Source organism: Chelatococcus sp. CO-6, assembly GCF_001271345.1.
Taxonomy (GTDB): Bacteria; Pseudomonadota; Alphaproteobacteria; order Rhizobiales; family Beijerinckiaceae; genus Chelatococcus_A; species Chelatococcus_A caeni.
In genome coordinates, this window is record NZ_CP012398.1 from 2682259 (window position 1) to 2705449 (window position 23191).

Sequence of the window (23191 nt, forward strand, 5' to 3'; positions counted from 1 at the left end):
CGCTTCGCCCCCTCCGTCGCTGCTGCACAGCGCCACCTCCCCCGTGCGGGGGAGGATCAAAATGGTGCTCTCTCGGGCACGCAGGGAGGATGCCGTGACGACCATCGCTTTTCCCGCGCCGGATGCGGCGGTTATGGGACGGCGCGAGGCCATCATCGCCGGCCTTGCAAGCCTGTTGCCGGCCGAGGCGGTCATTACCTCCGAGGATGAGCGCCGCGCCTTCGAGACCGATGCCCTCACGGCCTACCGCCAGATGCCGCTCGCGGTCGTCCTGCCGTCGACGACGGAGGAGATCGCGGCCGTGCTGCGCTTCTGCCATGCCGAGGGCGTCAAGGTGGTGCCGCGCGGCGCCGGCACCTCGCTCGCCGGCGGCGCGATCCCGCAGGAGGATGCGGTCGTCCTCGGCATCGCCAAGATGAACCGCGTGCTCGACATCGATTTCGTCAACCGCACGGCGCGCGTCCAGGCCGGCATCACCAATCTCGCCATCAGCCAGGCGGTGGCGCACGAGGGCTTCTTCTATGCGCCGGATCCCTCGTCGCAGCTCGCCTGCACGATCGCCGGCAACATCGCCATGAACTCGGGCGGTGCCCACTGCCTCAAGTACGGCGTCACCACCAACAACCTGCTCGGCGTCACCATGGTGCTGCTCGACGGCACGGTGGTGGAGATCGGCGGCGCCCATCTCGACGCGCCGGGCTATGACATGCTCGGCCTCGTCTGCGGTTCGGAAGGCCAGCTCGGCGTCATCACCGAGGCGACCGTGCGCATCCTGCGCCAGGCGGAGGGCGCGCGCCCGGCGCTGATGGGCTTCGATTCGGTGGAGACGGCGGGCGCCTGCGTCGCGGCCATCATCGGGGCCGGCATCATCCCCGTGGCGCTCGAATTCATGGACCGGCCGGCCATCAAGGTGTGCGAGGCCTTCGCCCATGCGGGCTATCCGCTCGACGTCGAGGCGCTGCTCATCCTCGAGGTGGAGGGCTCGGAGGCCGAGATCGAGGACGCGCTGAAGCGCATCGTCGCCATCGCCGAGCGCTTCTCGCCCAAGGCGCTGCGCGTCTCGCGCTCGGAGGCCGAGAGCGCCGCCATCTGGAAGGGCCGCAAGTCCGCCTTCGGCGCCATGGGCCGCATCGCCGACTATCTGTGCATGGACGGCACCATCCCGACCGGCCAGTTGCCCCATGTGCTGAAGCGCATCAGCGAGATCTGCACCGGCTACGGCCTCGGCGTCGCCAACATCTTCCATGCCGGGGACGGCAACCTGCACCCGCTCGTGCTCTACGACATCAACAAGCCGGGCGAGCTCGAGAAGGCGGAGGCGGCCGGCGCCGACATCCTCAAGCTCTGCGTCGAGGTGGGCGGCTGCCTCACCGGCGAGCACGGCGTCGGCATCGAGAAGCGCGATCTCATGCGGCACCAGTATTCCGAGGTCGATCTCGTGCAGCAGATGCGCATCCGCGGCGTCTTCGATCCGGCGTGGCTGCTCAATCCGGCCAAGGTCTTCCCGCTCGACGGTCGGGTGGTGCAATGACGCTGCCAAGGTCCGCCACCATCTCCGAGCCGGTGCTGACGCCCGAGAACGAGCAGGAGGCCGCCGCGCTCGTCGCGGCCTGCGCCGCGGCCAGTCGACCGCTCGCCATCCGCGGTGGGGGCACGAAGGCGGCCGTCGGCCGGCCGGTGAATGCCGAGGCGACGCTGTCGACGCAGGCCCTCACCGGCATCACGCTCTACGAGCCGGCCGAACTCGTCATCGCCGCCCGCGCCGGCACGCCGCTCGCCGAGATCGAGCGCACCCTGGCCGACCGCGGCCAGATGCTGCCCTTCGAGCCGGCGGATGCGCGCGTGCTGCTCGGCAGCGAGGGTGAGGCGACCGTGGGCGGGCTCGCCGCTACCAATCTCTCCGGGCCGCGCCGCATCATGGCCGGGGCCTGCCGTGACGCCCTCATCGGCGTGCGCTTCGTCAACGGGCGCGGCGAGGTGGTGAAGTCGGGCGGGCGGGTGATGAAGAACGTCACCGGCCTCGATCTCGTCAAGCTCGCCGCCGGCGCGTGGGGCACGCTCGGGCTCCTGACGGAGGTCACCTTCAAGGTGCAGCCCAAGGCCGAGCGCTCGGCGACCCTCGCCATCGACGGCCTCGACGATGCGCGCGGCGTCGATGCGCTCAATGCGGCGCTCGGCTCGCCCTTCGAGATCACCGGCGCGGCGCACCTGCCGGCCGGCCTTGCCGGCGAGCGGGCGCGCACCGTCCTGCGCATCGAGGGCTTCTCGCCGTCGGTGGACTATCGCGTCGGCGAATTGCGCCATCTCCTGGCCGCCTACGGCCCCGCCGAGCGCATCGTCGACGCCGCCGAGGCGCGGCGCCTGTGGCAGGACGTGCGCGACGCGCGCTTCCTCGCCGAGCCGCGCGAGCATGCCGTCTGGCGGCTGTCCACGGTGCCGACCGCCGGCCCTCGCGTCGTCGCGGCCGTTGCCGGCCTGGGCGATGTCCGCTTCTTCTACGACTGGGGCGGCGGCCTCGTCTGGCTGTCGGTGCCGGCGGAGGGAGACTGCGGCGCCGCGACGATCCGCGAAGCGCTTGCACCGCATGGCGGCCACGCCACTTTGTGGCGCGCGCCGGCCGATGTCAGGGCGGCGGTCCAGCCGTTCCAGCCGCTGGCCGCGCCGCTGATGCGCGTGAGCGAGGGCGTCAAGCGCGCCGTTGACCCTGCCGGGATCTTCGAGCCCGGCCGCATGTATGCCGGGATCTAGATGCAGACCAACTTCCGCCCCGAGCAGCTCACGACCCCTGAGATGCGGGAATCTGAAAAGATCCTGCGCACCTGCGTGCACTGCGGCTTCTGCACGGCGACCTGCCCCACCTATCTCCTGCTCGGCGACGAGCTCGATTCCCCGCGCGGGCGCATCTATCTCATCAAGGAGATGCTGGAGAGCGGCAAGCCGGCGACTGAGGAGGTGACGAAGCACGTCGACCGCTGCCTGTCGTGCCTGTCGTGCATGACGACCTGCCCCTCGGGCGTCCATTACATGCACCTCGTCGACCACGCCCGCGCCCATATCGAGGAGACCTACCGGCGCCCGTGGCACGACAGGCTGGTGCGCACGCTGCTCGCCGCCGTGCTGCCCTATCCCGCCCGTTTCCGCGCCGCCCTGATCGCCGCGCGCCTCGCAAAGCCCTTGCGCGGCACCGTCGCGCGCCTGCCGGGCGTCGGCGCGAGGCTTTCGGCGATGCTGGAGCTCGCGCCCGCCGCCTTGCCGGCCGGGGAGAGCGAATACCGCACCGTCCATCCGGCCGAGGGGCCACGGCGCGGACGGGTCGCCCTGCTGTCCGGCTGCGCCCAGCCGGTGCTCGACCCCGGCATCAACGCCGCCACCATCCGCCTGCTCAACCGCCACGGGGTCGAGGTGGTGCTGGCGGAAGGGGAGGGCTGCTGCGGCGCGCTCGTCCATCACATGGGGCGCGAGGCGGCGGGCCATGCCTTCGCACGGCGCAACATCGACGCCTGGACGCGCGAGATCGAGGGGGGAGGGCTCGACGCCATCATCATCACGGCCTCGGGCTGCGGCACCACGATCAAGGACTACGGCTTCATGTTCCGCGCCGATCCGGCCTATGCCGACAAGGCACGCCGGGTGTCGGAGCTCGCGACGGACATCACCGAATATCTCGCCACGCTGCCGCTCGCGCCGCAGACCGACGTAGGTAATCTCACCGTCGCCTATCACTCCGCCTGCTCCATGCAGCACGGCCAGCAGATCCGCGAGGAGCCGAAGAAATTGCTGCGCAAGGCGGGCTTTGCCGTGAAGGACGTGCCGGAAGGCCACATCTGCTGCGGCTCGGCCGGCACCTACAACATCCTGCAGCCCGAGATCGCCGGGCAGCTGAGAGAACGCAAGGTCGACAACATCGAGAGGACCGGCGCAACCATCGTCGCGACCGGCAACATCGGCTGCATGACGCAGATCGGCAAGGGCTTCGCCGACCGCGGCCGGCCGGTTCCCGTCGTGCATACGGTGGAGCTCATCGACTGGGCGACCGGCGGCCCGCGCCCGCGCGCGCTGGCGGGATGAAGCCGCTCGGGCGCTCAAACCCGACCTCTCGTTTTCGTTACCGGGTGCCCGTGTTTCGGGCATCGTCTTGCCGGCTGTCTTCTGTCGCCACGCGTAATTTATGTTAAAATAAATAAAAACTAGAGGGCTGCGACCGGGAGGGTGCGATGGCTGACGCCGTCGAGTGGTCGATCAGGGCTCGTTTCTTCGTCAACTTTAACTGCGCCCACGACTGCCCCTACCAGTTCGATATGCTGCCTTCTCACGGCCCGTGCCGTGGCGTGGCTGCCTTCGAGATCGACGAGGGCCGGTACGGTTCCGTTGCACTCGACCGCCTCAAGGCCGTCGTCGCCTTCTCCTGGCCGGGCGCCATCAGCGAGGGCGGCGGCCAGGTGCTCACCGTCATCGATGAACGGGCCGCCCCCGACCAGCGGGCCGCCCTCATGCGCATCATGGGCGGCGAGGATGCCAGCCCCGGCGCTGATTTCTTCCGCATCTTCGCGGCCACCGTCGAGACGCGGCACGGGCCGCTGTTTTCGGCCATCGAGTTCGAGATCGATATCGATCAGCGCCGCGCCGCCGTCGTCGTTCCGGGCGTCATCGACAGCCGGGGCGAGCCGCTCCACGACGGGTCGGGCCGTGTCCGCCGCGTGCGCGTCGACATGCCGGAGGGTTTCGAGCACCGGCAGGCCGAGGTCGGGCGCGGCTGGACGCGCATGTCCGGTCCCATGCCCATGCGCCTCACGGATGCCCACGGCCTTTTCGCCCGCCTCGACCTGTCCGCTGACCCTGCCCCTCGCCCCGTCCCGACAGCGGCCGAGAGCACGCCATGAGCAACGGACGGATTGTCTCCCTCGAGGGCGTGCTGAAGCGCGACAGGGCGGTCGTCATCGCCACCCTCACGGTCGTCGTCCTCCTCGCCTGGGCCTATCTGGCGTGGCTGGCGGCAGCCATGGACCACGGCGGCATGGACCACGGCGGCATGGATCACGCCGGCATGGATCATGGCAGCATGGATCATGGCAACATGGGCCACACCATGCCCGCCGCGCCGGGCACGGAGGCGCCGACGGGTAGCCACGCCGGCATGGACATGAGCGGCACCATGGACAAGACCATGGATAAAACCATGGACATGGGCGGCATGGACATGGGGACGCCGAAGGCGCCGCTCGCACCCGCCCTCGCGCCGTGGCGTCCGGGCGAGGCGGCGCTGATGGCCACGATGTGGTTCGTGATGATGGTGGGCATGATGCTGCCGTCGGCCGCTCCCATGCTGCTGCTCTATGCGCGCGTCGGCCGGCAGGCCGAGGCCTCGGGCAAGCCTTTCGCCGCCACCGGCTGGTTCGCGGGCGGCTATCTCGCCGCCTGGGCGCTGTTCTCGCTTCTCGCCACGACCGCGCAATGGACGCTGCAGAGCCTGGCGCTGCTCACGCCGATGGCGGCGCTGGCGAGCCGCGGCATGGGCGGGCTCGTGCTGATCGCGGCCGGGCTCTACCAGTTCACGCCGCTGAAGGGCGCCTGCCTCAGCAAATGCCGCTCTCCTCTCGTGTTCATCCAGTCGCACGGCGGCTTCCGGCGTGATCCCGGCGGGGCCTTCGCGCTCGGGCTGCGGCACGGCCTCTACTGCATCGGCTGCTGCGTGGCGCTGATGGTTCTCCTGTTCGTCGGCGGCGTGATGAACCTGCTGTGGGTGGCGGGGCTCGCCATCCTGGTGCTCGGCGAGAAGGTGCTGCCGTTCGGCGCGCTGCTGGCGCGCGTGGCCGGTGCGGCCCTTATCGCGGCGGGCGCGTGGCTGCTCGCGACCTGATCAGCGCCGTTCGCGGAAGAAGTCCTTGAGCAGGCGCGCGGCCTCGCTCTCGCGGATGCCGCCGTAGACCTCCGGCGCGTGGTGGCAGGTGGGGGAGGCATAGAGCCTGACGCCGTTCTCGACGGCGCCGCCCTTCGGATCGCCGGCGCCGAAATAGAGCCGCCGGATGCGGGCGAAGGAAATGGCGGCCGCGCACATGGGGCACGGCTCCAGCGTCACGTAGAGGTCGCAGCCGGTGAGCCGCTCGTCGGCCAGCACGCCGCAGGCCGCGCGGATGGCGAGCATCTCGGCATGCGCCGACGGGTCGTTGAGCTCGCGCGTGCGGTTGCCGGCCCGGGCGAGCACGAAGCCGTCGCGGACGACGACCGCGCCGACCGGCACCTCGCCGCGCGCCGCCGCCGCCTCGGCCTCGGCGAGGGCGATGGCCATCGCATCCGTGCGCGCGCTGTTATTCATGTCGAAGCCCGATGCTCCTCCTCGCTTCGCTGCCTGCACTCTGCTATCACCGCGCCATGAACGACAAGTCTGATGATCATCGCGGCCCGCGCCGCACCGGCGGCAAGGGTCCGGCCGGGAGAGGCCCGGCGGGCAAGCGCCCGGCTGGCAAGGGTTATGCCGGCAAGGGGGCTGCCGGCAAAGGTCCCGCCGGCAAGAGTTTCGCTGACCGGGGAGCCGGCGACAGGGCGCCCCGCCGCGCCGCCGGTGAGGAGGGCGACCGCCCCCTGATGCGCAAGGCGCGGCCCGGACGCGAGGAAATGCGCGATGCCGCGCCGCGCCGGCCGGCGCGAGCCGCGGCCCAGCGCGAGGTCCTGCCCGATCGCGACGGGCGCCAGCGCATCGCCAAGATCATGGCGCGCGCCGGCGTCGCCTCGCGCCGGGATGCGGAGGAGATCATCCGCGCCGGGCGCGTCGCCGTGAACGGCAAGGCCATCGACACGCCGGCGACGCTGATCGGCCCGGAGGACCGGGTGACGATCGACGGGACGCCGATGCCGACGCGCGAGCGCACGCGCCTGTGGCTCTACCACAAGACGCGCGGCCTCGTGACGACGGCGCGCGACCCGGAAGGACGGCCGACGGTCTTCGACGCCCTGCCGCAGGATCTGCCGCGCGTCGTCGCCATCGGCCGGCTCGACATCAATACCGAGGGGCTGCTGCTCATCACCAACGACGGCGGCCTCGCGCGCGTCCTCGCCCATCCCGACACCGGCTGGCTGCGGCGCTATCGCGTGCGCGCCTACGGCGAGACGGACCAGGCGGCGCTCGATCGCCTCGCCGACGGCGTCACCATCGAGGGCATGCACTACGGCCCCGTCGAGGCGCGGCTCGAGCGCCAGCAGGGCGACAACGTCTGGCTGACGCTCGGCCTGCGCGAGGGCAAGAACCGCGAGGTCAAGCGCATCCTCGAGCACCTCGGCCTCCGCGTGAACCGGCTCATTCGCGTCTCCTTCGGCCCCTTCCAGCTCGGCGACCTCGGCGAAGGGGCCGTCGAGGAGGTGCGCACGCGCGTGCTGAAGGACCAGCTCGGCGACAAGCTGGCGGCGGAAGCGGGAACGGACTTCGAGGCGCCGGTCTTCGCGCCGGACACCGACATCGTCGAGCGGCCGGGACGAACCCGCAGGCCGGCGGACGCCCGCCGCGCCCCCGCGGCGGAGCCGAAGGAGGCTGCGCGGCGGGAGGAGACGAAGGGCCGCAGCGTGTGGCGTGCCGACGAGGGCACGGGCGGCCGCGCGCGCCCGCCGCGCCGCGGGGCCGACCCCAGGGCCGAGCGCCAGGCGAGCGCGGAGAAGGAACATGCCCGTGCCGGCCGCATCGCCGACGCCCGCGGCCGCAAGGTGCTGGTCGAGCGCATCGTGAGCCACGCCGAGGAGCCGGCGCGCGAGGCACCCCTGCCGCGCCGCCGCGGGCCGGCGGAGGGCGGACGCGCAGGTCGCGGTGGTGCCGACCGGGCATGGACCGACGACAGGCCGCCGCGTCGTTCGACAGGTGACCGTCCCGCGCCGCGCGGCCGCGCCGGCGCGGCCGGGCGGTTCGACAGGAGCGGCGACGAGCGGTCCGACAGGCCGGCTGACGGAAAGCGGCCGGGCAAGTCCTTCGGAACCAAGTCCTTCGGCGCCAAGCCCTTCGGCGGCAAGCCTTCGGGTGCCAGGCCTTCCGGCGGCAAACCCACTGGCGGCAAGCCGGCCGGTGGAAGGCCCGGCGGCAAGCCCGGCGGGCGTCCGCCGCGTCCCGGCGGCCCGCGCAAGCCGTCCGGCCCGCGCAGGGGCTGAGGGGCGGCGCCATGCGCATCGTCGCCGGGCGGTTCAAGGGCCGCGGGCTCGCCGGACCGAGGAGCGAGGCCATCCGGCCGACCTCCGACCGGCTGCGCGAAGCCCTCTTCAACGTGCTGACCCACGCCTATGACGACCCTGTCGCGGGGGCGCGGGTGCTCGATCTCTTCGCCGGCACCGGCGCCATGGGGCTGGAGGCCGTGTCGCGCGGCGCGGCCTTTGCACTTCTCGTCGACAACGGCGCCGAGGCGCGGGGCGTGATCCGCGCCAATGTCGATGCGCTCGGCGCTGCCGGACTGACGCGCATCTTCCGGCGCGACGCGACGAAGCTCGGTCCCGCAAAGCCCCTCGAGGCCTTTTCGCTCGTCTTCTGCGACCCACCCTACGGCAAGGGCCTCGCGGAGCGTGCGCTCACGAGCGCCCGCGAAGGCGGCTGGCTGGCGCCGGACGCGCTGGTGGTCGTGGAGGAGGCGGCATCGGCGCCCTTCGTTCCGCCAGAGGGCTTCGAACTGCTCGAGGAGCGGCAGTACGGCGACACCAAAGCGCTCGTCATGCGCTTAGCCGGCGGCGTCGAGGAACCAGGCAACATCGCCCGCGCGTGAAGCAGCGGCCTCGCGCTCCGAAGGGCTTCCAACGACCGCACCCGGCGCGTCGCCTCAGGACGAACGGCAAGAAACGACGCACCGGCCGTCGCTGTCCTGCGACGGCCGGTGCGTCGTGATCGGCGCGATCACCGAGGCGGAGCTCGTGTCGGCGACCGGAAATAGTCCGGAGCGGGATCTGTCCCGCTCCGGAGGACAATGTCCTTACGCCGAAAGCTTCAGGCCGATGAGGAGCCTCGCGAGGAGGTTGCCGATGTCGTTCTTGTTATGGTGATCGCACTTGTTGTGGCACTTGCGACGATTGCCCTTGCCGAACAGCTCGGCGAGCTTCTCGGAAAAGTCGCTGATCTCCTTTCTGAAGTTCTCGAGCGTATTCTTGATATCGTTTTGTAACTTCTTGAGGCCCTTGTCGTCACAGCCGCAGTTCTTCGGCGGGCACGGCTTGGGCGGCGCCGGCGGGCACTCCGGCTTCGGCGGGCATGGGCCCGGCTTGGGCGGCGTCGGCGGGCACTGCGGCTTGGGCGGGCACGGACCCGGCTTGGGCGGCGGCGGTGGGCACTGCGGCTTCGGCGGGCATGGGCACGGCTTGGGCGGCGGAGGCGGCGGCGGAGGCGGCGGCGGCGGCGGAGGAGGAGGTGGCGGCGGAGGAGGCGGCGGCGGCGGAGGCGGAGGAGGAGGCGGAGGCGGTGGGCACTTGGGCAGGCACACCGGCGGGCACATGACAGGCGCAGGACGGCAAACTCTGATGCAGCAACCCATGGTAATTTCCTTTCGATTATATGTGTTGGTGATATCTAAATAGATGAAGAAATTAAGTATTCGAATATTATCTACGAAGCGGAGCGTTGTATTGCGTTCTGGCGTTTTCATATAAGCAGTATATCGCGCGTCGACGGGGCGGAAACTAGCAGAGATCTGTGGTTTGTCCAGACGTTGCTCATGCTCGATTGGGAAATGTATTATTTCCCCATCGGGAAGCTGGCGTGCGAGATGTCGGAGGATCGGCGAACGATCGTCCCTGCGCCAGGCACCGGTGAATGTGGATGGGGCTGGATAAGGCCGCAGGCCGTCGATCGATGTTGCGGCGTCGCCCCCGCCGCCGAGGCGGGGACCGACGGCAGGCCCCGGCATGGGGCCGGCGCCATCACTGCGATCGAAGTCGATTGAGCTCAGCGGCGGCCGAAGAGGCGCTCGATATCGGCCAGCTTGAGCTCGACATAGGTCGGCCGGCCGTGGTTGCACTGGCCGGAATGCGGGGTCGCCTCCATCTCGCGCAGGAGGGCGTTCATCTCCTCCGCGCGCAGCCTGCGGCCGGAGCGCACCGAGCCGTGGCAGGCCATGGTGGCGAGCACATGGTCGAGGCGCTCTTCGAGCGCGCGCGCGTCGCCCCATTCGGTCAGGGCGTCGGCGACATCGCGGACGAGCGGCTTGACCGCCCCGCCGGCGAGCGCCGCGGGCACCTCGCGGACGGCGACGGCGCCGTGCCCGAAGCCCTCGACGACGAGGCCGAGCGCCTCCAGCGTCTCGGCATGGGCGATGAGCCTGTCGGCCTCGACCGGGTCGAGCTCGACGATCTCGGGAATGAGGAGCAATTGCCGCGTGATGCCCGTGGCGGCGCGCTCGCGCTTCAGCCGCTCGTAGACGAGCCGCTCGTGCGCCGCGTGCTGGTCGACGATGACGACGCCGTCCTGGGTCTGCGCGATGATGTAGTTCTCGTGCAGTTGCGCCCGGGCGGCGCCGAGCGGCTGCGCCAACGCTTCCGCCTCCGGCGCCATGGCATCCGCCCGCGCATCGGCGGACGGCCCGGCGAGGTCGCCCAGCGTCGGCTGTCCCGGTTCGTCGAGCCCGGCGAGCGGGGCCTGCCAGCCGCGCCAGGCGGCGGGGGCCGGCTCGCGCTGCTGCAGCACGGGGGAGGGGACAGCGCGCGGCATTACGGCCGCAGGCGATGGGCCGAGGGCGGGCCGCACCGCTTCCAGCGTCCGCAGGCCGCCCGTGGTCGTCGCCCGATGGCCGGCGCGCGTGAGCGCCTCCTTCAAGGCGCCGACGACGAGGCCGCGCACGAGGCCACTGTCGCGGAAGCGCACCTCCGTCTTGGCGGGGTGCACATTGACGTCGACGACGCGCGGATCGCAGGTGATGGCGAGCGCCAGCGCCGGGTGCCGGTCGCGCGGCAGGAAATCCATGTAGGCCCCGCGGATGGCGCCGAGGATGAGCTTGTCGCGCACCGGCCGGCCGTTGACCGTGGTGTGGACATGCGCCGCCGTGCCGCGGTGGTAGGTCGGCAGGCTGACGAAGCCCTCGAGGTCGATGCCCTCGCGGCTCGCCGAGACGGGCAGGGCGTTGGGCGCGAAATCGGGGCCGATGAGGCGCGTGATGCGCCTGAGGCGTGCCTCCTCGTCATCCCCCTCCGCCGGCAGGTCGAGCGGCGAGAGATTGTCGCCGGCGAGCACGAAGCGCACGTTGGGGTGCGCCATGGCGAGGCGCTTCACCGTCTCGGCGACGGCCTGGGCCTCCGCCCTGTCGGTCTTCAGGAACTTGAGGCGGGCCGGCGTGGCCGCGAAGAGGTCCGTGACCTCGATGCGCGTGCCGCCCACGGCGGCGGCGGGCCGCGGCTCGTGCTTGACGCCGGCATCGACCACGATCTCCCAGCCGTGCGGCTCGTCCCGGTGGCGCGTCGTGATCGACAGGCGGGCGACGGCGCCGATGGACGGCAGCGCCTCGCCCCGGAAGCCGAGGGTCGCGATGGCGAAGAGGTCGCCGGTCGGCAGCTTGGAGGTGGCGTGGCGCTCGACGGCGAGAATGAGGTCCTCGCGCGTCATGCCCGCGCCGTCGTCGCTGACGCGGATGAGGCGCCGCCCACCGGCCTCGATCACCACCTCGACCGTCGCGGCCCCGGCATCGAGCGCGTTCTCGACGAGCTCCTTCACGGCCGCAGCCGGCCGCTCGATCACCTCGCCGGCGGCGATGCGGTCGATCAGGATGGGGTCGAGACGGCGCACCGCCATGGGGGATCTTTCGTTGCGCTCCTGGTCCATCGACGAGGTACGGTTCTCCCCTCCCCCTTGCGGGGAGGGGTTGGGGGTGGGGGCCGTGACGAGGGAGGGCGGTGGCAGGTCCGGGCGGCGCCACCCCCACCCCTGTCCCTCCCCGCAAGGGGGAGGGGATTCCGATGCTCAGCCGCGCCCTTCGGCGAGATAGCGCTTGGCGAGGAGCTTCGCCTCCTCCACCGCCGGCTGGTCGAAGGGGTCGATGCCCAGCGCGAAGCCGGTCAGGATCGTCTCCAGCATGAAGTGCATGAGCAGCGCGCCCATGGTGCGCTCGTCGATGCGGTCGACATGGATGTGGCGGACGGGGCAGCCGTTGCGCACGAAGGTGTCGATCATGGCGATGCCCTGCGCCGCCACGAGGTCGCCGATGGTCTTGCCGGCGAAATCCGCCTGGCCGGCGCGTTCGGCGAGCCCGGCGTCGATGGCCGGTCCCCGGCCGCGCGCGGCCGTGGTGACGACGGTGAAGAGCTTGTCCTTGGGGCCGGCGAGGTAGAGCTGCTGCTGGCTGTGCTGGTCGACGGGCCCGAGCGCAGCGACCGGCTGCGTGCCCTTGCCGTCCTTGCCGAGGCTTTCGGCCCACAGCTGCACCCACCAGCGGGCGAAGCGCTCGAGCCGGTCCGCATAGCCCATGAAGACGGAGATGGCCTTGCCCTCGAGCGTCGCCGCCACGTTGAGCGCGGCGCCGATGGCGCTCGGCGCCTCGCGCACGTCCCCGCCCGAGATGAAGGGCGCCACCACCTCGGCCGCGCCCGCGCGGATCGCGGCGATGTCGAGGCCGAGGGCGGCCGCCGGCAGGAGGCCGACATTGGTCAGCACCGAATAGCGCCCGCCGACGCCGGTGTGATGGTCGAGGAAGGGCGCGCCCTCCGGCTCCAGCAGGGCGCGCAGGGCATTGCGCTTGCCGCCGTCCACCTGCGGCTCCGACAGGCCGACGAAGAGCGATCCGGCCCGCGAGCGCAGCCCCGCGCGGTCGAGCGCCGAGAGCACGGCCATGGTCTGCAGCAGCGTCTCGCCCGTGCCGCCGGACTTGGAGACGGCGGCAAAGCGCGTCGTCGCGAGCGGCAGGCGCTCGACAAGGCTGCCGAAGGTGAGCGGATCGAGATTGTCGAGGAAGTGGATGCGCGGCTTGTCGGCGAAGCGGCCGAGGCCCGGCACGGCGTAGTCGGCGAGCTGGGCGAGCGTCTGCCCGCCGAGGCTCGAGCCGCCGGTGCCCAGGATGACGACGTCGCTCGCCCCGTCCGCGAGCCGGGCGCCGGCCGCGCGGATGGCGGCGAGGTCGCCGGTCTCGCCCGGCACGGAAAGGAGCGGCAGCGTGCCCGCCCGGTGCTCGCTGGCGAGCCGGCCGGCGGCGGTCTCGACGGCGGCGAGCGCCGCATCGATGGCGGTATCCGGCAGGCCGTTGCCGCCGACGGTGGCGGCGCGGGCAAGATCGATCGACTGCGTGAAGGTCATCGGAGGCCTCTCATGACACGGCTCTCGGGACGGGTCGTCCGGACGCTCGGCGCCCGGCGAGACTCATCAAGCATGAAGGCGACGATAATGTGCCAGGCGGCGCGGGGCTACCGGTGCATGGCACCTTCGGCGGCAGAACCGCGCAGGGCCGTCCCGCGCAAGGCGCGCGGCCGCTCACAGCCCCTCGGGCCGGCCCACCGCGACGACCAGCATCTCGCCGCCCGCGAACAACCGCTCCGCCGCCCGGCGCACGTCGGCTATCGTCACGGCGGCGACGAGGGCGTTGCGCCGGTCGATATAGTCGATGCCGAGCCCGTCGATGGCGATCTGCAGCAACTGCCGCGCGATCTTCGTCGAGGTGTCGAAATGCAGCGCATAGGAGCCGATGAGGAACTGCCTGGCCTTCTCCAGTTCGTCTTCGCCCGGCCCCTTGGCGAGCAGATCCGCGATCTCGGCGCGGATCACCGAGAGCGATTCGGCGGCGCGCTCGTTCTTGGTCGCCGTCGAGCCGGTGAAGAGGGCGCTGTTGCGCAGCGGCAGCAAGGCCGTGTGGACGCCATAGGCGAGGCCGCGCTTCTCGCGCACCTCCTGGAACAGGCGCGAGGTGAAGGCGCCGCCGCCGAGGATGTGGTTGAGGACATAGGCGGGCAGATAATCCGCATCGCGGCGGGCGACGCCCGGGCCGCCGAAGCGGATCACCGACTGGGGCACGTCGATGTCGACGACCACGGGCGCCGTCGCGGTCGCAGGCACGATATCGGCCGGCGGCGCGACCTCGGCGGTCGCCGGCAATGCGCCGAAAATCTCGTCGAGCCGCGCAGCGAGCGTCTCCGCGTCGATGGCGCCGACGGCCGTGACGAAGAGGTTGGACCGCGCCACGGTCGCGCTGCGCATGCCGGCAATATCCTCGCGCGTGATCGCCGGCACCTCGGCGAGCGTGCCCTGCGGCGGGCGCCCGTAGGGATGGCCCGGGAAGGCATGGCGGAAGAACTGCTCCTGCGAGACGGCGTCCGGGTCCTTCAGGACGTGGCGCAGGCCGGCCTCGACCTGGGCCCTGACGCGGGCGATGGCGTCGGCGTCGAAGCGCGGCTCGCAGACGGCGAGCCTGAGCAGGTCGAAGGCCTCGTCCGCATTGCGGCGCAGGGACTTGAGCGAGCCGCGCAGGGTGTCGCGGTCGGCATAGAAGCGCAGCTCGATGGCCCGGTCCGCGAGCATCTGCTGGAAGGCGGCGGAATCGTACGGGCCGGCGCCCTCGTCGAGCAGGCCGGCGAGCATCGTCGCCGTGCCGCCCTTGCCGGCGCCGTCCTGCGCCGTGCCGCCGAGGAAGGCGAATTCCAGCGCCACCAGCGGCACGGCATGCTCCTCGACCAGCCAGGCCTCGATCCCGCCCGGCGATACCACGCGCTGCACGCGATGCGTCGCCCGGGAGGGCTGTTCGGCGGTCTTTGTGACGGCACTCGTTGTCATGGCGGATCCAGTCGAAAAACAGGGAGCGGGATACGATGAATCAATCGGCGTGGGCGAGGTGGCCGATGACGGCGCGGCGCGCGACGAGGAAGCGGCGGGCCGCTTCCACCACCTCCTCGGCCGTCACCGCCTCGATGCGGGCCGGCCAGGCGTCGACCTCCTCCACCGTCTCGCCGACGGCGAGGGCCGCTCCGTAGATGCGGGCGAGATGGGCCTGGTTGTCGGCCGCATAGACCATCTCGGCGATGAGACGCGTCTTGGCGCTCGCGAGCTCCGCCGGCTCGACGCCGCGGGCGACGAAATCGGCGATGACGCCGTCGAGCGCCTCGTCGAGGGCATCGAGGGAGATATCGGGCTTGGGCACCGCATAGACGAGAAAGCGGCTGTCATCCAGCATTCCGGACAGGTAGTAGGCCCCGGCCGACACTGCGATGTCCCGCTTCATCACGAGCTCGCGGTAGAGCACCGAGGTCGCACCGCCGCCGAGGATCTCGGCGAGCACGTCGAGCGCATAGGCCTCGCTGCCCGTCTGCGTGCGGGCTGAGGGCACGAGATAGGCGCGCTGCACGTAGGGCTGCTCGACCTTGGGATCGGCCACCGTCACCTTGCGCAGGGCGCGCGGCTCCGGCTCGCGCGTGCGCTGCCGCTCGGGCCGGGCGCCGCGCGGCTTGACCTTGCCGTAGGTCTTGTCGGCGAGCGCGCGCACCTCCTCCGCCTCGACATCGCCGGCGACGACGAGGATGGCGTTCTCGGGCGTGTAGAAGCGCTCGTAATAGGCGAGCGCATCGGCGCGGTTCAGGCCCTCGATCTCGTGCATCCAGCCGATGATGGGCGTGCCGTAGGGGTGGTGCACGTAGAGCGCCGCCTCCATCGCCTCGCCGAGCTGGGCGGAAGGGTCGGTCTCGACGCGCATCCGCCGCTCCTCCAGCACCACGTCGCGCTCGGGGTTGACGACGTCGTCGCTGAGCACGAGCCCGGTCATGCGATCGGCCTCGAATTCCATCATCGTGCCGAGGTGCTCCTTGGCGACGCGCTGGAAATAAGCCGTGTAGTCGTAGGAGGTGAAGGCGTTCTCCTGGCCGCCGAGGGCGGAGACGACCTTGGAGAATTCCCCGGCCGGATGTTTCGCCGTGCCCTTGAACATCAGGTGCTCGAGGAAATGGGCGATGCCGGACTTGCCGGCCGGGTCGTCCGCCGAGCCGTTGCGATACCAGACCATGTGGGTGACGACGGGCACCCGCCGGTCGGGGATGACGACGACGTCGAGGCCGTTGTCGAGCCGGAACGTGTGGGTCTGAGCCGCCGCGCCCTCCGGCGCCTGGTGCCGGGTTGCGGTGGGCGTGAGATCGGCGGGAGCGGTGTCTGTCATGGTGCTTTCCGGTCGAAAAACGGCTGGAACGGACGGGACGCGGGAAACAAAACGCGCCGGCTGCATGCGACAGCCGGCGCGGCAAGACCGGGTATCCGGACGATCCGGGCGCCGGCCGCGCGCGGCCTTCGCCCTAGGAGATAGGTTGCAGGGTCGCGCTTGTCACCGGTTGCGGCGCGCTTCCTGATTGATGAAGCCGCGCGGGTCCCCGTCCTCGGGCGCGGAGGTCGCGGGAGCGCGCTGGCCCTTGCCGATGGGGGCGTCGGCCGAGGGCAGGCGGTAGCCGGCCGGCGGCTCCGTCAGCGCCTGGCGCTGCGGCTCCTGGCCGTAGGCGATCGGCGGCGCGTCGGGGTTGCTGCCGTTGGAGTGGCGCAGCTGGTTCGGATTGACCCAGTGGGTCTCGCGGCAGTTGTCGCCGTAGCAGGGGTTGGCGATCGGCTGGGGTGCGCTGTTCGGTCCCGTGCCGCGCACGGAGAGCAGCTCCTGCCCCGAAAGGCGTGCGCCCTGCGACACCATCTGCTCGTTGCGCACGGGCACCGGCCGGCGCGCGGCGGCGGCCGCCTCGCGCGCCTTCGAGACGTCGGGATCCTTCGGCCAGGCGGGATTGGCGGTCAGCCGCTCGCCATCGCGCGGCGGGGGCAGGGCGTTCGTCGACGGGGGCACGACGAGGGGCGCGCGCTCGCGATAGATGATGGCGTCTTTTTCGCCTTCGATGATGCCGAGCGAGCCGAGCAGGTTCTTCATGAACACGCCGCTTTCATCCTGCGCCTGCGCCGGCCCGGGGTGGGCAAGGGCAAACGCGAATGCGGCGATGGCGGCCAGAAGCCCCGCCTTCATGAGGCCGGGCTTTACGAGGCCGGACGTCACGTCGTTTCGCGTCATGATCCTATCCCATCAACTACAACCGGCTTCCTCATGCCGGCACGCCACGTTTCGACGATCGGTGCGGCGAGAGTGAGGCGCCGCGGCCGACGCGAGGCAGGCCCTCAGCCGCGCGGCGCGGCCGAGCGCCTGCGCTCGAGGAAGAAGGAGTCATACAGAAGGAGGATCACGCCCGCAACGATGGCCGCGTCGGCGACATTGAACACGTACCAGCTGAAGGAGCCGGCGTGCAGATGCACGAAATCGAGCACCGCGCCGTAGATCAGCCGGTCGATGGCATTGCCGACCGCCCCGCCGATGAGGAGGCCGAGCCCGATGGCCACCGCCCGGTGCACGCCGCGCGTGAGCCAGACCGACAGGCCGATCGCCGCCGCGAAGGACACGACGATCAACGCCCAGCGGCCGGCCTCGCTCGACTGCTGCAAGAGGCCGTAGGAGATGCCCCGGTTCCAGACGAGCGTCAGCGACACGAAGGGGGCGAGCACGACCGGCTCGGTCCACGTCGTGATCTCGGCGACGAAATAGAGCCAGAGCTTCGTCGCCTGATCGAGCGCGAGCGTGATGAGCGCGATGAGGAAGCCGAGCCGGGCGGGCGTCATGCGTCAGGCGGCCTTGTGGCGGGCGTCCCACTCGCGCAGCGCCGCGGCATCGCGCGGCGTCACGTCCGGATAGTCGGCATCCTTGCCGATGTCGGGCGAGATCTTCCACGAGCGGGCGCACTTGCGCCCTTCGGCCTTCGCCGGCACCACGGCGACGCCGGGCACGTCGTCGAGCCGGAAGGCCTCCGCCGGGCCCTCGCCGTCGGTGACGGTGATGGCGGAGGTGATGCAGATCTCGGCGAAGTCGACATCCGCCAGCAGCCGGCGCAGCTCGGGATCCGCCACGTGCACGACGGGCGCCGCCTCGAGGCTCGAGCCGATGCGCTTCTGCGCCCGCTCGATCTCGAGCGCGCCGGTGACGACGCGGCGCACGCGCCGGATCCTCGCCCAGCGGGCGGCGAGCTCGTCGTTGCGCCACTCGGGCGGGATGATCGGGAACTGCTCCAGGTGCACCGAGCCCGCGTCGCTGCCGAAACGGGCGAGCCAGGCCTCCTCCGCCGTGAAGACGAGGACCGGCGCCAGCCAGGTCACGACGCAGCGGAAGAGCTGGTCGATGACCGTCAGCGCGCTGCGGCGCGTCAGGCTCGACGCCGGGTCGCAATAGAGCGCGTCCTTGCGCACGTCGAAATAGAAGGCGGACAGGTCCGACGTCATGAAGGCCGCGAGCAGGGCGACGACGCGCTTGTAGTCGTAGGCGGCATAGGCCTTGCGCACCTCGCCGTCGAGCTCGCAGAGCCGGTGCAGCATCAGCCGCTCCAGCTCCGGCATGCGGTTCGTCGTCACGAGCTCGCGCGCGTCGAAATGGTGCAGCGTGCCGAGCATCCAGCGGATGGTGTTGCGCAGCTTGCGGTACTGGTCGACGACGCTCTTCAGGATCTCCGGCCCGATGCGCTGGTCGTCCCAATAATCGACCGAAGCGGTCCACAAGCGCAGGATGTCGGCGCCGAACTGCTTGATGACGTCCTGCGGGGCGACCGTGTTGCCGAGCGACTTCGACATCTTGCGGCCCTGCTCGTCGAGCGTGAAGCCGTGCGTGACGACGACGTCGTAGGGCGCACGCCCGCGCGTGCCGCAGCTCTCGAGCAGCGAGGAGTGGAACCAGCCGCGATGCTGGTCCGAGCCTTCGAGATACATCACCCGGTCATGCCCGCCGTCGACGCGGCGCCTGGTCTTGAGGTCCGGCCGCACCTCGAGCGTGAAGGCGTGGGTGGAGCCGGAATCGAACCACACGTCGAGGATGTCCATCACCGGCGTCCAGGCGGACGGATCGTCGACGAGGCCGTCGAGGAAGCGGCGCGGGTCGGCGCTGAACCAGGCGTCCGCCCCCTCCGCCTCGAAGGCGGCGGCGATGCGGGAAGACAGTTCCTCGCTCGCGGCGAAATCGGGACCGGGGGCGAGCTCGACGACGCTGCCACTCTCGTCCTCGCGCACGAAGACGGTGATCGGCACGCCCCAGGCGCGCTGGCGCGAGATAACCCAGTCGGGCCGGTTCTCGATCATGCCGTTGATGCGGTTCTCGCCCGCCTGCGGCACCCACTGCGTCGCGGCGATGGCCTTCAGCGCCCGCGCGCGCAGCGTGTCGCCCGGCCCGCCGAGCGGCTTGTCCATGGCGATGAACCACTGCGGCGTGTTGCGGAAGATGAGCGGGGCCTTGGAGCGCCAGGAATGCGGATACTGGTGCTTCATCCGGCCGCGCGCGGCGAGCCTGCCGGCCTCGATCAGGGCCTTGATGACGCGCTCGTTGGCGTCGCCCTCGCGACCCTTGTCGTCGAGCACCCGAGCGTCGGCGAAGAGCGGCACGTGCGGATAATAGGCGCCGTCGGGCCCGACCGTATGCGGCACGTCCGGCGTGCCGGCGGCGGCGAAGGCGGCCTTGTGCGTCGCCCAGAGGTTGTAGTCGTCGGCGCCGTGCCCGGGGGCAGTGTGGACGAAGCCCGTGCCCGCGTCGTCGGTGACGAAGTCGCCGGCAAGGAGCGGCACGCCGAAGTCGTAGCCCTGGCCCGCGAGCGGATGGGCGCACAGGAGGCCGGCAAGGTCCTTCGGCGCGACGGCGGCGATGCGATGCCAGCGCTCCACGCGGGCGGCCTTCATCACCTCGTCGGCGAGCTTGTCGGCGAGCACGTAGCGCTCGCCCTTCATCGCCCAGTTGCCGGCCGGCGCATCGCTGACCTCGTAGAGGCCGTAGGCGATGTCGTCGGCATAGGCGATGGCGCGGTTGCCCGGGATGGTCCAGGGCGTCGTCGTCCAGATGATGACGGCGGCCCCGTCGAGCGGCGTGCCCGAGCGGGCCCTGACCGGGAACTTCACGTAGATCGTCGGCGAGGTGTGCTCCTGGTACTCCACCTCCGCCTCGGCGAGCGCCGTACGCTCGACGATCGACCACATGACGGGCTTGGAGCCGCGATAGAGCTGGCCGCTCGCCGCGAACTTCATCAGCTCGCGGGCGATCTGCGCCTCGGCCGGATAGGCCATGGTGAGATAGGGATGGGCCCAGTCGCCCTCGATGCCGAGGCGCTTGAACTCCTCTCGCTGCACGTCGATCCACTTCTGCGCGAAGGCGCGGCACTCGCGGCGGAACTCGACGACCGGCACCTCGTCCTTGTTGCGGCCCTTGGCGCGGTATTCCTCCTCGATCTTCCACTCGATCGGCAGGCCGTGGCAGTCCCAGCCGGGGACGTAGTTGGCGTCGTGGCCGAGCATGGTCTGCGAGCGCACGACGAGGTCCTTCAGCACCTTGTTGAGCGCATGGCCGATGTGGATGTGGCCGTTGGCGTAGGGCGGGCCGTCGTGCAGCACGAAGCGCGGGCGGCCCTTGCCGGCCTCGCGCAGGCCCTCGTAGAGGCCGACGCGCTGCCAGTGGGCGAGGATGTCGGGCTCGCGCTCGGGCAGGCCCGCGCGCATCGGGAACGATGTCTGCGGCAGGAACAGCGTTTCGGAATAATCGCGAGCGGTGGGGGAGGGAGCGTTCATGGATCGGCCGATTCGGGTAGGCGCAGCGCCCGTGCGGCGCCCGGGATGTTGCAGCAAGCGTTTGAGGGGCCCGCATGGGCCCGCGTGACCCCGGACCTTCGCGGGTACCCGCTCTCGGGTGCCTCAGGCGAAGGCCGGGCCGTTAATTCGCAGCTTGAATCGAGGCTCGGTCATGGCCGTCTTCTACGCATCTTTCCACAAAGAGGCCACCGGTTTTCGAACAAAACCGCCGTCGGCACAAGCCGGCCCGTCGGCCCGCGGCCCCCCGGGGCGGCGTCAGGCGACGCGCAGGGGCCTTTCGCCGGCCTCGGGCTCGCCCGCGAGCGCCTGCGCCTGGGCGCCGAGGTCGCGGATGAGGTCGTCGAGCCGCTCGATGCAGCCGAGAAGGTCGCGTTCGGCCGCGCCCGCCGGCGCATCCTGAGGCTCTCCCCGCCGGCCGGCTGCGGCCACCGCCTCGATCGAGCGGGCGATCTCCTGGGTGGCGCTGCTCTGCTGGTTGACCGCCTCGGCGATGGTCATCGTCATGGAATCGATCGAGGTGATGGTGCCCGAGATCGTGTCGATGGCCTCGACCGCCTGGGCCGTCGCCGTCTGCATGGCGGCGATCTGGCCGCGGATCTCGTCGGTGGCACGGGCGGTCTGGTTGGCGAGCGCCTTGACCTCCTGGGCGACGACGGCGAAGCCCCGGCCGGCCTCGCCCGCACGGGCCGCCTCGATGGTGGCGTTGAGCGCGAGGAGGTTCGTCTGCTCGGCAATCGCGGTGATGAGGGTGATGACCTCGCCGATCTTGGCGCTCGACTTGTCGAGCGCCTTGACGAGATCGCTCGTCGCGCGCACCTCGCGCACGGCCCGCGCCGCGATGCCGGAGCCCTGCTGCAGCTGGCGGCCGATCTCCGAGATGGAGCTCGTCAGCTCGACGGCGGCGGCGGCGGCCGTCTGGACGCCGCCGTTCAGCGGCCGGCGAGGCAGACGGCGCGTCTCTTCGAACGAAATCGTGAACTGGTGCCGCAGCGTCTCGAGCTCGGTGGCGAGCTGGCCCGCCCGGCCGTTGATGAGGCCGAGCGCCTCGGCCAGATGCGCGCGGTCCATGTCGCGGGCGCGGTCCCGGGCGTCGCGCAGCGTGAGGAGCTCGCGCCGCAGGGCCGCGAGCTCGCCCTCCTGTTCGCGGGCGATGATGAGCCGCCGGCGCAGCTCCTCGACCGCGCGCGCGAGCCGGCCCGTGGGGCCGTCGTCGCCAGTGTGGGGCACGAGGATGTCGAGCCTTCCCTCGGCAAGCCGGGCGAGGCTGTCGTCGAGGACCGTGCGGGAACGCGGCGGGCGCGGCGCGAAACCGACCGCGACGAGCGTGATGAGAACGGCAGCTGCGAGAAGAAAAAGCAGGAAATGCTCGTCGCTTTCCATGGCCACGGCCTGCTGGACCGCGAGAATGGCGACGGTGCCGAGGAAAAAACCCCCGGCGCGCAAGAACAGGGAAGAATGTTTTTCTACGGCAATCTGAGAAAACGGCATTTTGGGCATCGTCTTGGCAATGAGCGGATCGGAATGCGGCGATCCTTGCCGAGACGGGTTAAGGATTGGTGGAACAAAGTCCTTTTCGGATCAGGATTGCTGGGGAGAAAGCAGCGACGGCACGCCGGCGGCGGGATGGTTCAGCAGGCGGCGGGCCTCGGCGCTGTCCTTGTCCATCTGCGCGATGAGAGCCTCGACCGTGGCGAAACGTTCCTCCGGGCGCAGGAAGGCGACGAATTCCACATCCATCGTGCGCCCGTAGAGATCGCCGCGGAAATCGAACAGGTGCACCTCGAGCAGCGGCGCGCCGTTGTCGAAGGTCGGCCGCCGGCCGAAGCTCGCGACCCCCGCGTGGACAGTGCCGTCCACGGCGGCCCGCACCGCATAGATGCCGTGGCGCAGCCCGCAATCGGGGGCGAGCGCCAGATTGGCGGTCGGGTAGCCGAGATCGCGGCCGCGCTTGTCGCCGTGGCGCACGGTGGCCCGCACCAGCCAGCGATAGCCGAGGAGATGGTTTGCCCGGGCGATGTCGCCCGCCGCGAGGCTCGCGCGGATGGCGCTCGACGACACGGCCTCGCCGGCCTCCGTGACCGGGGGCAGGATGCGCACGGCAAGGCCGAGCGCGGCGCCGTGCTCGCTGAGGAAGTCAGGCGTGCCCTGCCGGCCCTTGCCGAAATGGAAGTCGTGCCCGACGACCACGCCCCTGGCGCCGAGCCGCTCGACGAGCAGCTTCTCGAGGAAGTCGTGCGCGCTCGTCGCCGCGAGCGCGGCATCGAAGTGCAGCTCGATCATGCCTGCAAGGCCGAGCCGGGCCGCCACCATCGCCTTCACGTCCGGCGGCGTGATGCGGAAGAGCGGCTTGTCGGGCGCGAAGAAGCGTCTCGGATGGGGCTCGAAGGTCAGGAGCGCCGCCGGCGCGGCGTGCTCGCCCGCCAGGGCGACGGTCGCCGCGACGATGGAGCGGTGCCCACGGTGCAGCCCGTCGAAATTGCCGATGGCGACCACCGCGCCCCGCAGTGCCGCGGGCACGTCACCCTCGCCGCGCCAGTGCACGAAGGCCTCGTTACGGGCGGAGAACGGCGAATCGGGCGGGATGGTCGAGGGCATCGGCTCTCGCGGGTCGGGGCACATGCGCCCGGTTGCGGGCGCGGCGGACCCTGCCAAGAA

General features: G+C 71.0%; 19 protein-coding genes. 9 read left to right on the forward strand and 10 right to left on the reverse strand.

Features of this window, described 5'->3' with window-relative positions:
- Positions 1-133 precede the first annotated feature (133 nt).
- From AL346_RS12620 to AL346_RS12640, 5 genes are all read left to right on the forward strand, one after another.
- Complete coding sequence (locus AL346_RS12620; protein ID WP_019401718.1) at positions 134-1531, forward strand: FAD-linked oxidase C-terminal domain-containing protein; 1398 nt, start codon at positions 134-136, stop codon at positions 1529-1531.
- Positions 1528-2748: a glycolate oxidase subunit GlcE gene (gene glcE, locus AL346_RS12625; protein ID WP_019401719.1), complete on the forward strand. Its 1221-nt coding sequence runs from the start codon at positions 1528-1530 to the stop codon at positions 2746-2748. The genes AL346_RS12620 and glcE overlap by 4 nt, the downstream gene beginning before the upstream one ends.
- Positions 2749-4068, forward strand: a complete 1320-nt coding sequence (gene glcF, locus AL346_RS12630) for a glycolate oxidase subunit GlcF (RefSeq protein WP_019401720.1) — start codon at positions 2749-2751, stop codon at positions 4066-4068.
- A 146-nt stretch (positions 4069-4214) separates the two neighbouring features.
- A complete protein-coding gene (locus AL346_RS12635; RefSeq protein WP_019401721.1) occupies positions 4215-4880 on the forward strand; it encodes a DUF1326 domain-containing protein in 666 nt (221 codons plus the stop codon).
- On the forward strand, positions 4877-5857 hold the full coding sequence (locus tag AL346_RS12640; protein WP_019401722.1) for a DUF2182 domain-containing protein: 981 nt from the start codon (positions 4877-4879) through the stop codon (positions 5855-5857). The genes AL346_RS12635 and AL346_RS12640 overlap by 4 nt, the downstream gene beginning before the upstream one ends.
- On the opposite strand, the gene AL346_RS12645 is transcribed toward AL346_RS12640, so the two are convergent.
- Positions 5858-6313 carry a nucleoside deaminase gene (locus AL346_RS12645; RefSeq protein ID WP_019401723.1) on the reverse strand — a complete coding sequence of 152 codons (456 nt, stop codon included), beginning with the start codon at positions 6311-6313 and terminating at the stop codon, positions 5858-5860.
- A gap of 269 nt (positions 6314-6582) precedes the next feature.
- Between AL346_RS12645 and AL346_RS12650 the strand changes: the two genes are divergently transcribed.
- The 4 genes from AL346_RS12650 to AL346_RS25390 all read left to right on the forward strand — a co-directional run bounded on the left by AL346_RS12650 (position 6583) and on the right by AL346_RS25390 (position 9451).
- Entirely contained in the window at positions 6583-8127 is a 1545-nt protein-coding gene (locus AL346_RS12650) for a pseudouridine synthase (RefSeq protein WP_197286562.1), read from the forward strand.
- An 11-nt stretch (positions 8128-8138) separates the two neighbouring features.
- Complete coding sequence (rsmD, locus tag AL346_RS12655) at positions 8139-8729, forward strand: 16S rRNA (guanine(966)-N(2))-methyltransferase RsmD (protein ID WP_019402021.1); 591 nt, start codon at positions 8139-8141, stop codon at positions 8727-8729.
- A gap of 198 nt (positions 8730-8927) precedes the next feature.
- Complete coding sequence (locus AL346_RS25385; protein WP_053193725.1) at positions 8928-9122, forward strand: hypothetical protein; 195 nt, start codon at positions 8928-8930, stop codon at positions 9120-9122.
- 182 nt (positions 9123-9304) lie between these two features.
- Positions 9305-9451, forward strand: a complete 147-nt coding sequence (locus tag AL346_RS25390; protein ID WP_210168018.1) for a hypothetical protein — start codon at positions 9305-9307, stop codon at positions 9449-9451.
- Positions 9452-9898: 447 nt separating this feature from the next.
- Here AL346_RS25390 and mutL read toward each other — a convergent pair whose 3' ends face one another.
- The 9 genes from mutL to AL346_RS12715 all read right to left on the reverse strand — a co-directional run bounded on the left by mutL (position 9899) and on the right by AL346_RS12715 (position 23131).
- Positions 9899-11734, reverse strand: coding sequence for a DNA mismatch repair endonuclease MutL (mutL, locus tag AL346_RS12675; RefSeq protein ID WP_019403685.1), 1836 nt, complete (start codon positions 11732-11734; stop codon positions 9899-9901).
- A 168-nt stretch (positions 11735-11902) separates the two neighbouring features.
- Complete coding sequence (locus tag AL346_RS12680; protein ID WP_019401330.1) at positions 11903-13228, reverse strand: hypothetical protein; 1326 nt, start codon at positions 13226-13228, stop codon at positions 11903-11905.
- A 174-nt stretch (positions 13229-13402) separates the two neighbouring features.
- Positions 13403-14695, reverse strand: a complete 1293-nt coding sequence (locus AL346_RS12685; RefSeq protein ID WP_019401329.1) for a pitrilysin family protein — start codon at positions 14693-14695, stop codon at positions 13403-13405.
- 40 nt (positions 14696-14735) lie between these two features.
- Positions 14736-16064 carry a pitrilysin family protein gene (locus tag AL346_RS12690; RefSeq protein ID WP_019401328.1) on the reverse strand — a complete coding sequence of 443 codons (1329 nt, stop codon included), beginning with the start codon at positions 16062-16064 and terminating at the stop codon, positions 14736-14738.
- Between the two features lie 162 nt (positions 16065-16226).
- Positions 16227-16946, reverse strand: coding sequence for a hypothetical protein (locus AL346_RS12695; protein ID WP_019401327.1), 720 nt, complete (start codon positions 16944-16946; stop codon positions 16227-16229).
- 104 nt (positions 16947-17050) lie between these two features.
- Entirely contained in the window at positions 17051-17545 is a 495-nt protein-coding gene (gene lspA / locus AL346_RS12700; RefSeq protein WP_019401326.1) for a signal peptidase II, read from the reverse strand.
- A 3-nt stretch (positions 17546-17548) separates the two neighbouring features.
- A complete protein-coding gene (gene ileS / locus AL346_RS12705) occupies positions 17549-20515 on the reverse strand; it encodes an isoleucine--tRNA ligase (RefSeq protein WP_019401325.1) in 2967 nt (988 codons plus the stop codon).
- Positions 20516-20791: 276 nt separating this feature from the next.
- The gene (locus AL346_RS12710; protein WP_245303202.1) at positions 20792-21916 is read right to left on the reverse strand and encodes a methyl-accepting chemotaxis protein; all 1125 of its coding nucleotides are present in this window, start codon (positions 21914-21916) and stop codon (positions 20792-20794) included.
- 198 nt (positions 21917-22114) lie between these two features.
- Entirely contained in the window at positions 22115-23131 is a 1017-nt protein-coding gene (locus AL346_RS12715; RefSeq protein ID WP_019401323.1) for a bifunctional riboflavin kinase/FAD synthetase, read from the reverse strand.
- Positions 23132-23191: the final 60 nt, after the last annotated feature.

What these genes read in the sequence shown, in the direction of transcription:
- AL346_RS12620 (WP_019401718.1), top strand. Translation starts at nt 134, where the DNA reads ATGGGACGGCGCGAGGCCATCATCGCCGGCCTTGCAAGCCTGTTGCCG.
- glcE (WP_019401719.1), top strand. Translation starts at nt 1,528, where the DNA reads ATGACGCTGCCAAGGTCCGCCACCATCTCCGAGCCGGTGCTGACGCCC.
- glcF (WP_019401720.1), top strand. Translation starts at nt 2,749, where the DNA reads ATGCAGACCAACTTCCGCCCCGAGCAGCTCACGACCCCTGAGATGCGG.
- AL346_RS12635 (WP_019401721.1), top strand. Translation starts at nt 4,215, where the DNA reads ATGGCTGACGCCGTCGAGTGGTCGATCAGGGCTCGTTTCTTCGTCAAC.
- AL346_RS12640 (WP_019401722.1), top strand. Translation starts at nt 4,877, where the DNA reads ATGAGCAACGGACGGATTGTCTCCCTCGAGGGCGTGCTGAAGCGCGAC.
- AL346_RS12645 (WP_019401723.1), bottom strand. Translation starts at nt 6,313, where the DNA reads ATGAATAACAGCGCGCGCACGGATGCGATGGCCATCGCCCTCGCCGAG.
- AL346_RS12650 (WP_197286562.1), top strand. Translation starts at nt 6,583, where the DNA reads ATGCGCAAGGCGCGGCCCGGACGCGAGGAAATGCGCGATGCCGCGCCG.
- rsmD (WP_019402021.1), top strand. Translation starts at nt 8,139, where the DNA reads ATGCGCATCGTCGCCGGGCGGTTCAAGGGCCGCGGGCTCGCCGGACCG.
- AL346_RS25385 (WP_053193725.1), top strand. Translation starts at nt 8,928, where the DNA reads ATGTCCTTACGCCGAAAGCTTCAGGCCGATGAGGAGCCTCGCGAGGAG.
- AL346_RS25390 (WP_210168018.1), top strand. Translation starts at nt 9,305, where the DNA reads ATGGGCACGGCTTGGGCGGCGGAGGCGGCGGCGGAGGCGGCGGCGGCG.
- mutL (WP_019403685.1), bottom strand. Translation starts at nt 11,734, where the DNA reads ATGGCGGTGCGCCGTCTCGACCCCATCCTGATCGACCGCATCGCCGCC.
- AL346_RS12680 (WP_019401330.1), bottom strand. Translation starts at nt 13,228, where the DNA reads ATGACCTTCACGCAGTCGATCGATCTTGCCCGCGCCGCCACCGTCGGC.
- AL346_RS12685 (WP_019401329.1), bottom strand. Translation starts at nt 14,695, where the DNA reads ATGACAACGAGTGCCGTCACAAAGACCGCCGAACAGCCCTCCCGGGCG.
- AL346_RS12690 (WP_019401328.1), bottom strand. Translation starts at nt 16,064, where the DNA reads ATGACAGACACCGCTCCCGCCGATCTCACGCCCACCGCAACCCGGCAC.
- AL346_RS12695 (WP_019401327.1), bottom strand. Translation starts at nt 16,946, where the DNA reads ATGACGCGAAACGACGTGACGTCCGGCCTCGTAAAGCCCGGCCTCATG.
- lspA (WP_019401326.1), bottom strand. Translation starts at nt 17,545, where the DNA reads ATGACGCCCGCCCGGCTCGGCTTCCTCATCGCGCTCATCACGCTCGCG.
- ileS (WP_019401325.1), bottom strand. Translation starts at nt 20,515, where the DNA reads ATGAACGCTCCCTCCCCCACCGCTCGCGATTATTCCGAAACGCTGTTC.
- AL346_RS12710 (WP_245303202.1), bottom strand. Translation starts at nt 21,916, where the DNA reads ATGGAAAGCGACGAGCATTTCCTGCTTTTTCTTCTCGCAGCTGCCGTT.
- AL346_RS12715 (WP_019401323.1), bottom strand. Translation starts at nt 23,131, where the DNA reads ATGCCCTCGACCATCCCGCCCGATTCGCCGTTCTCCGCCCGTAACGAG.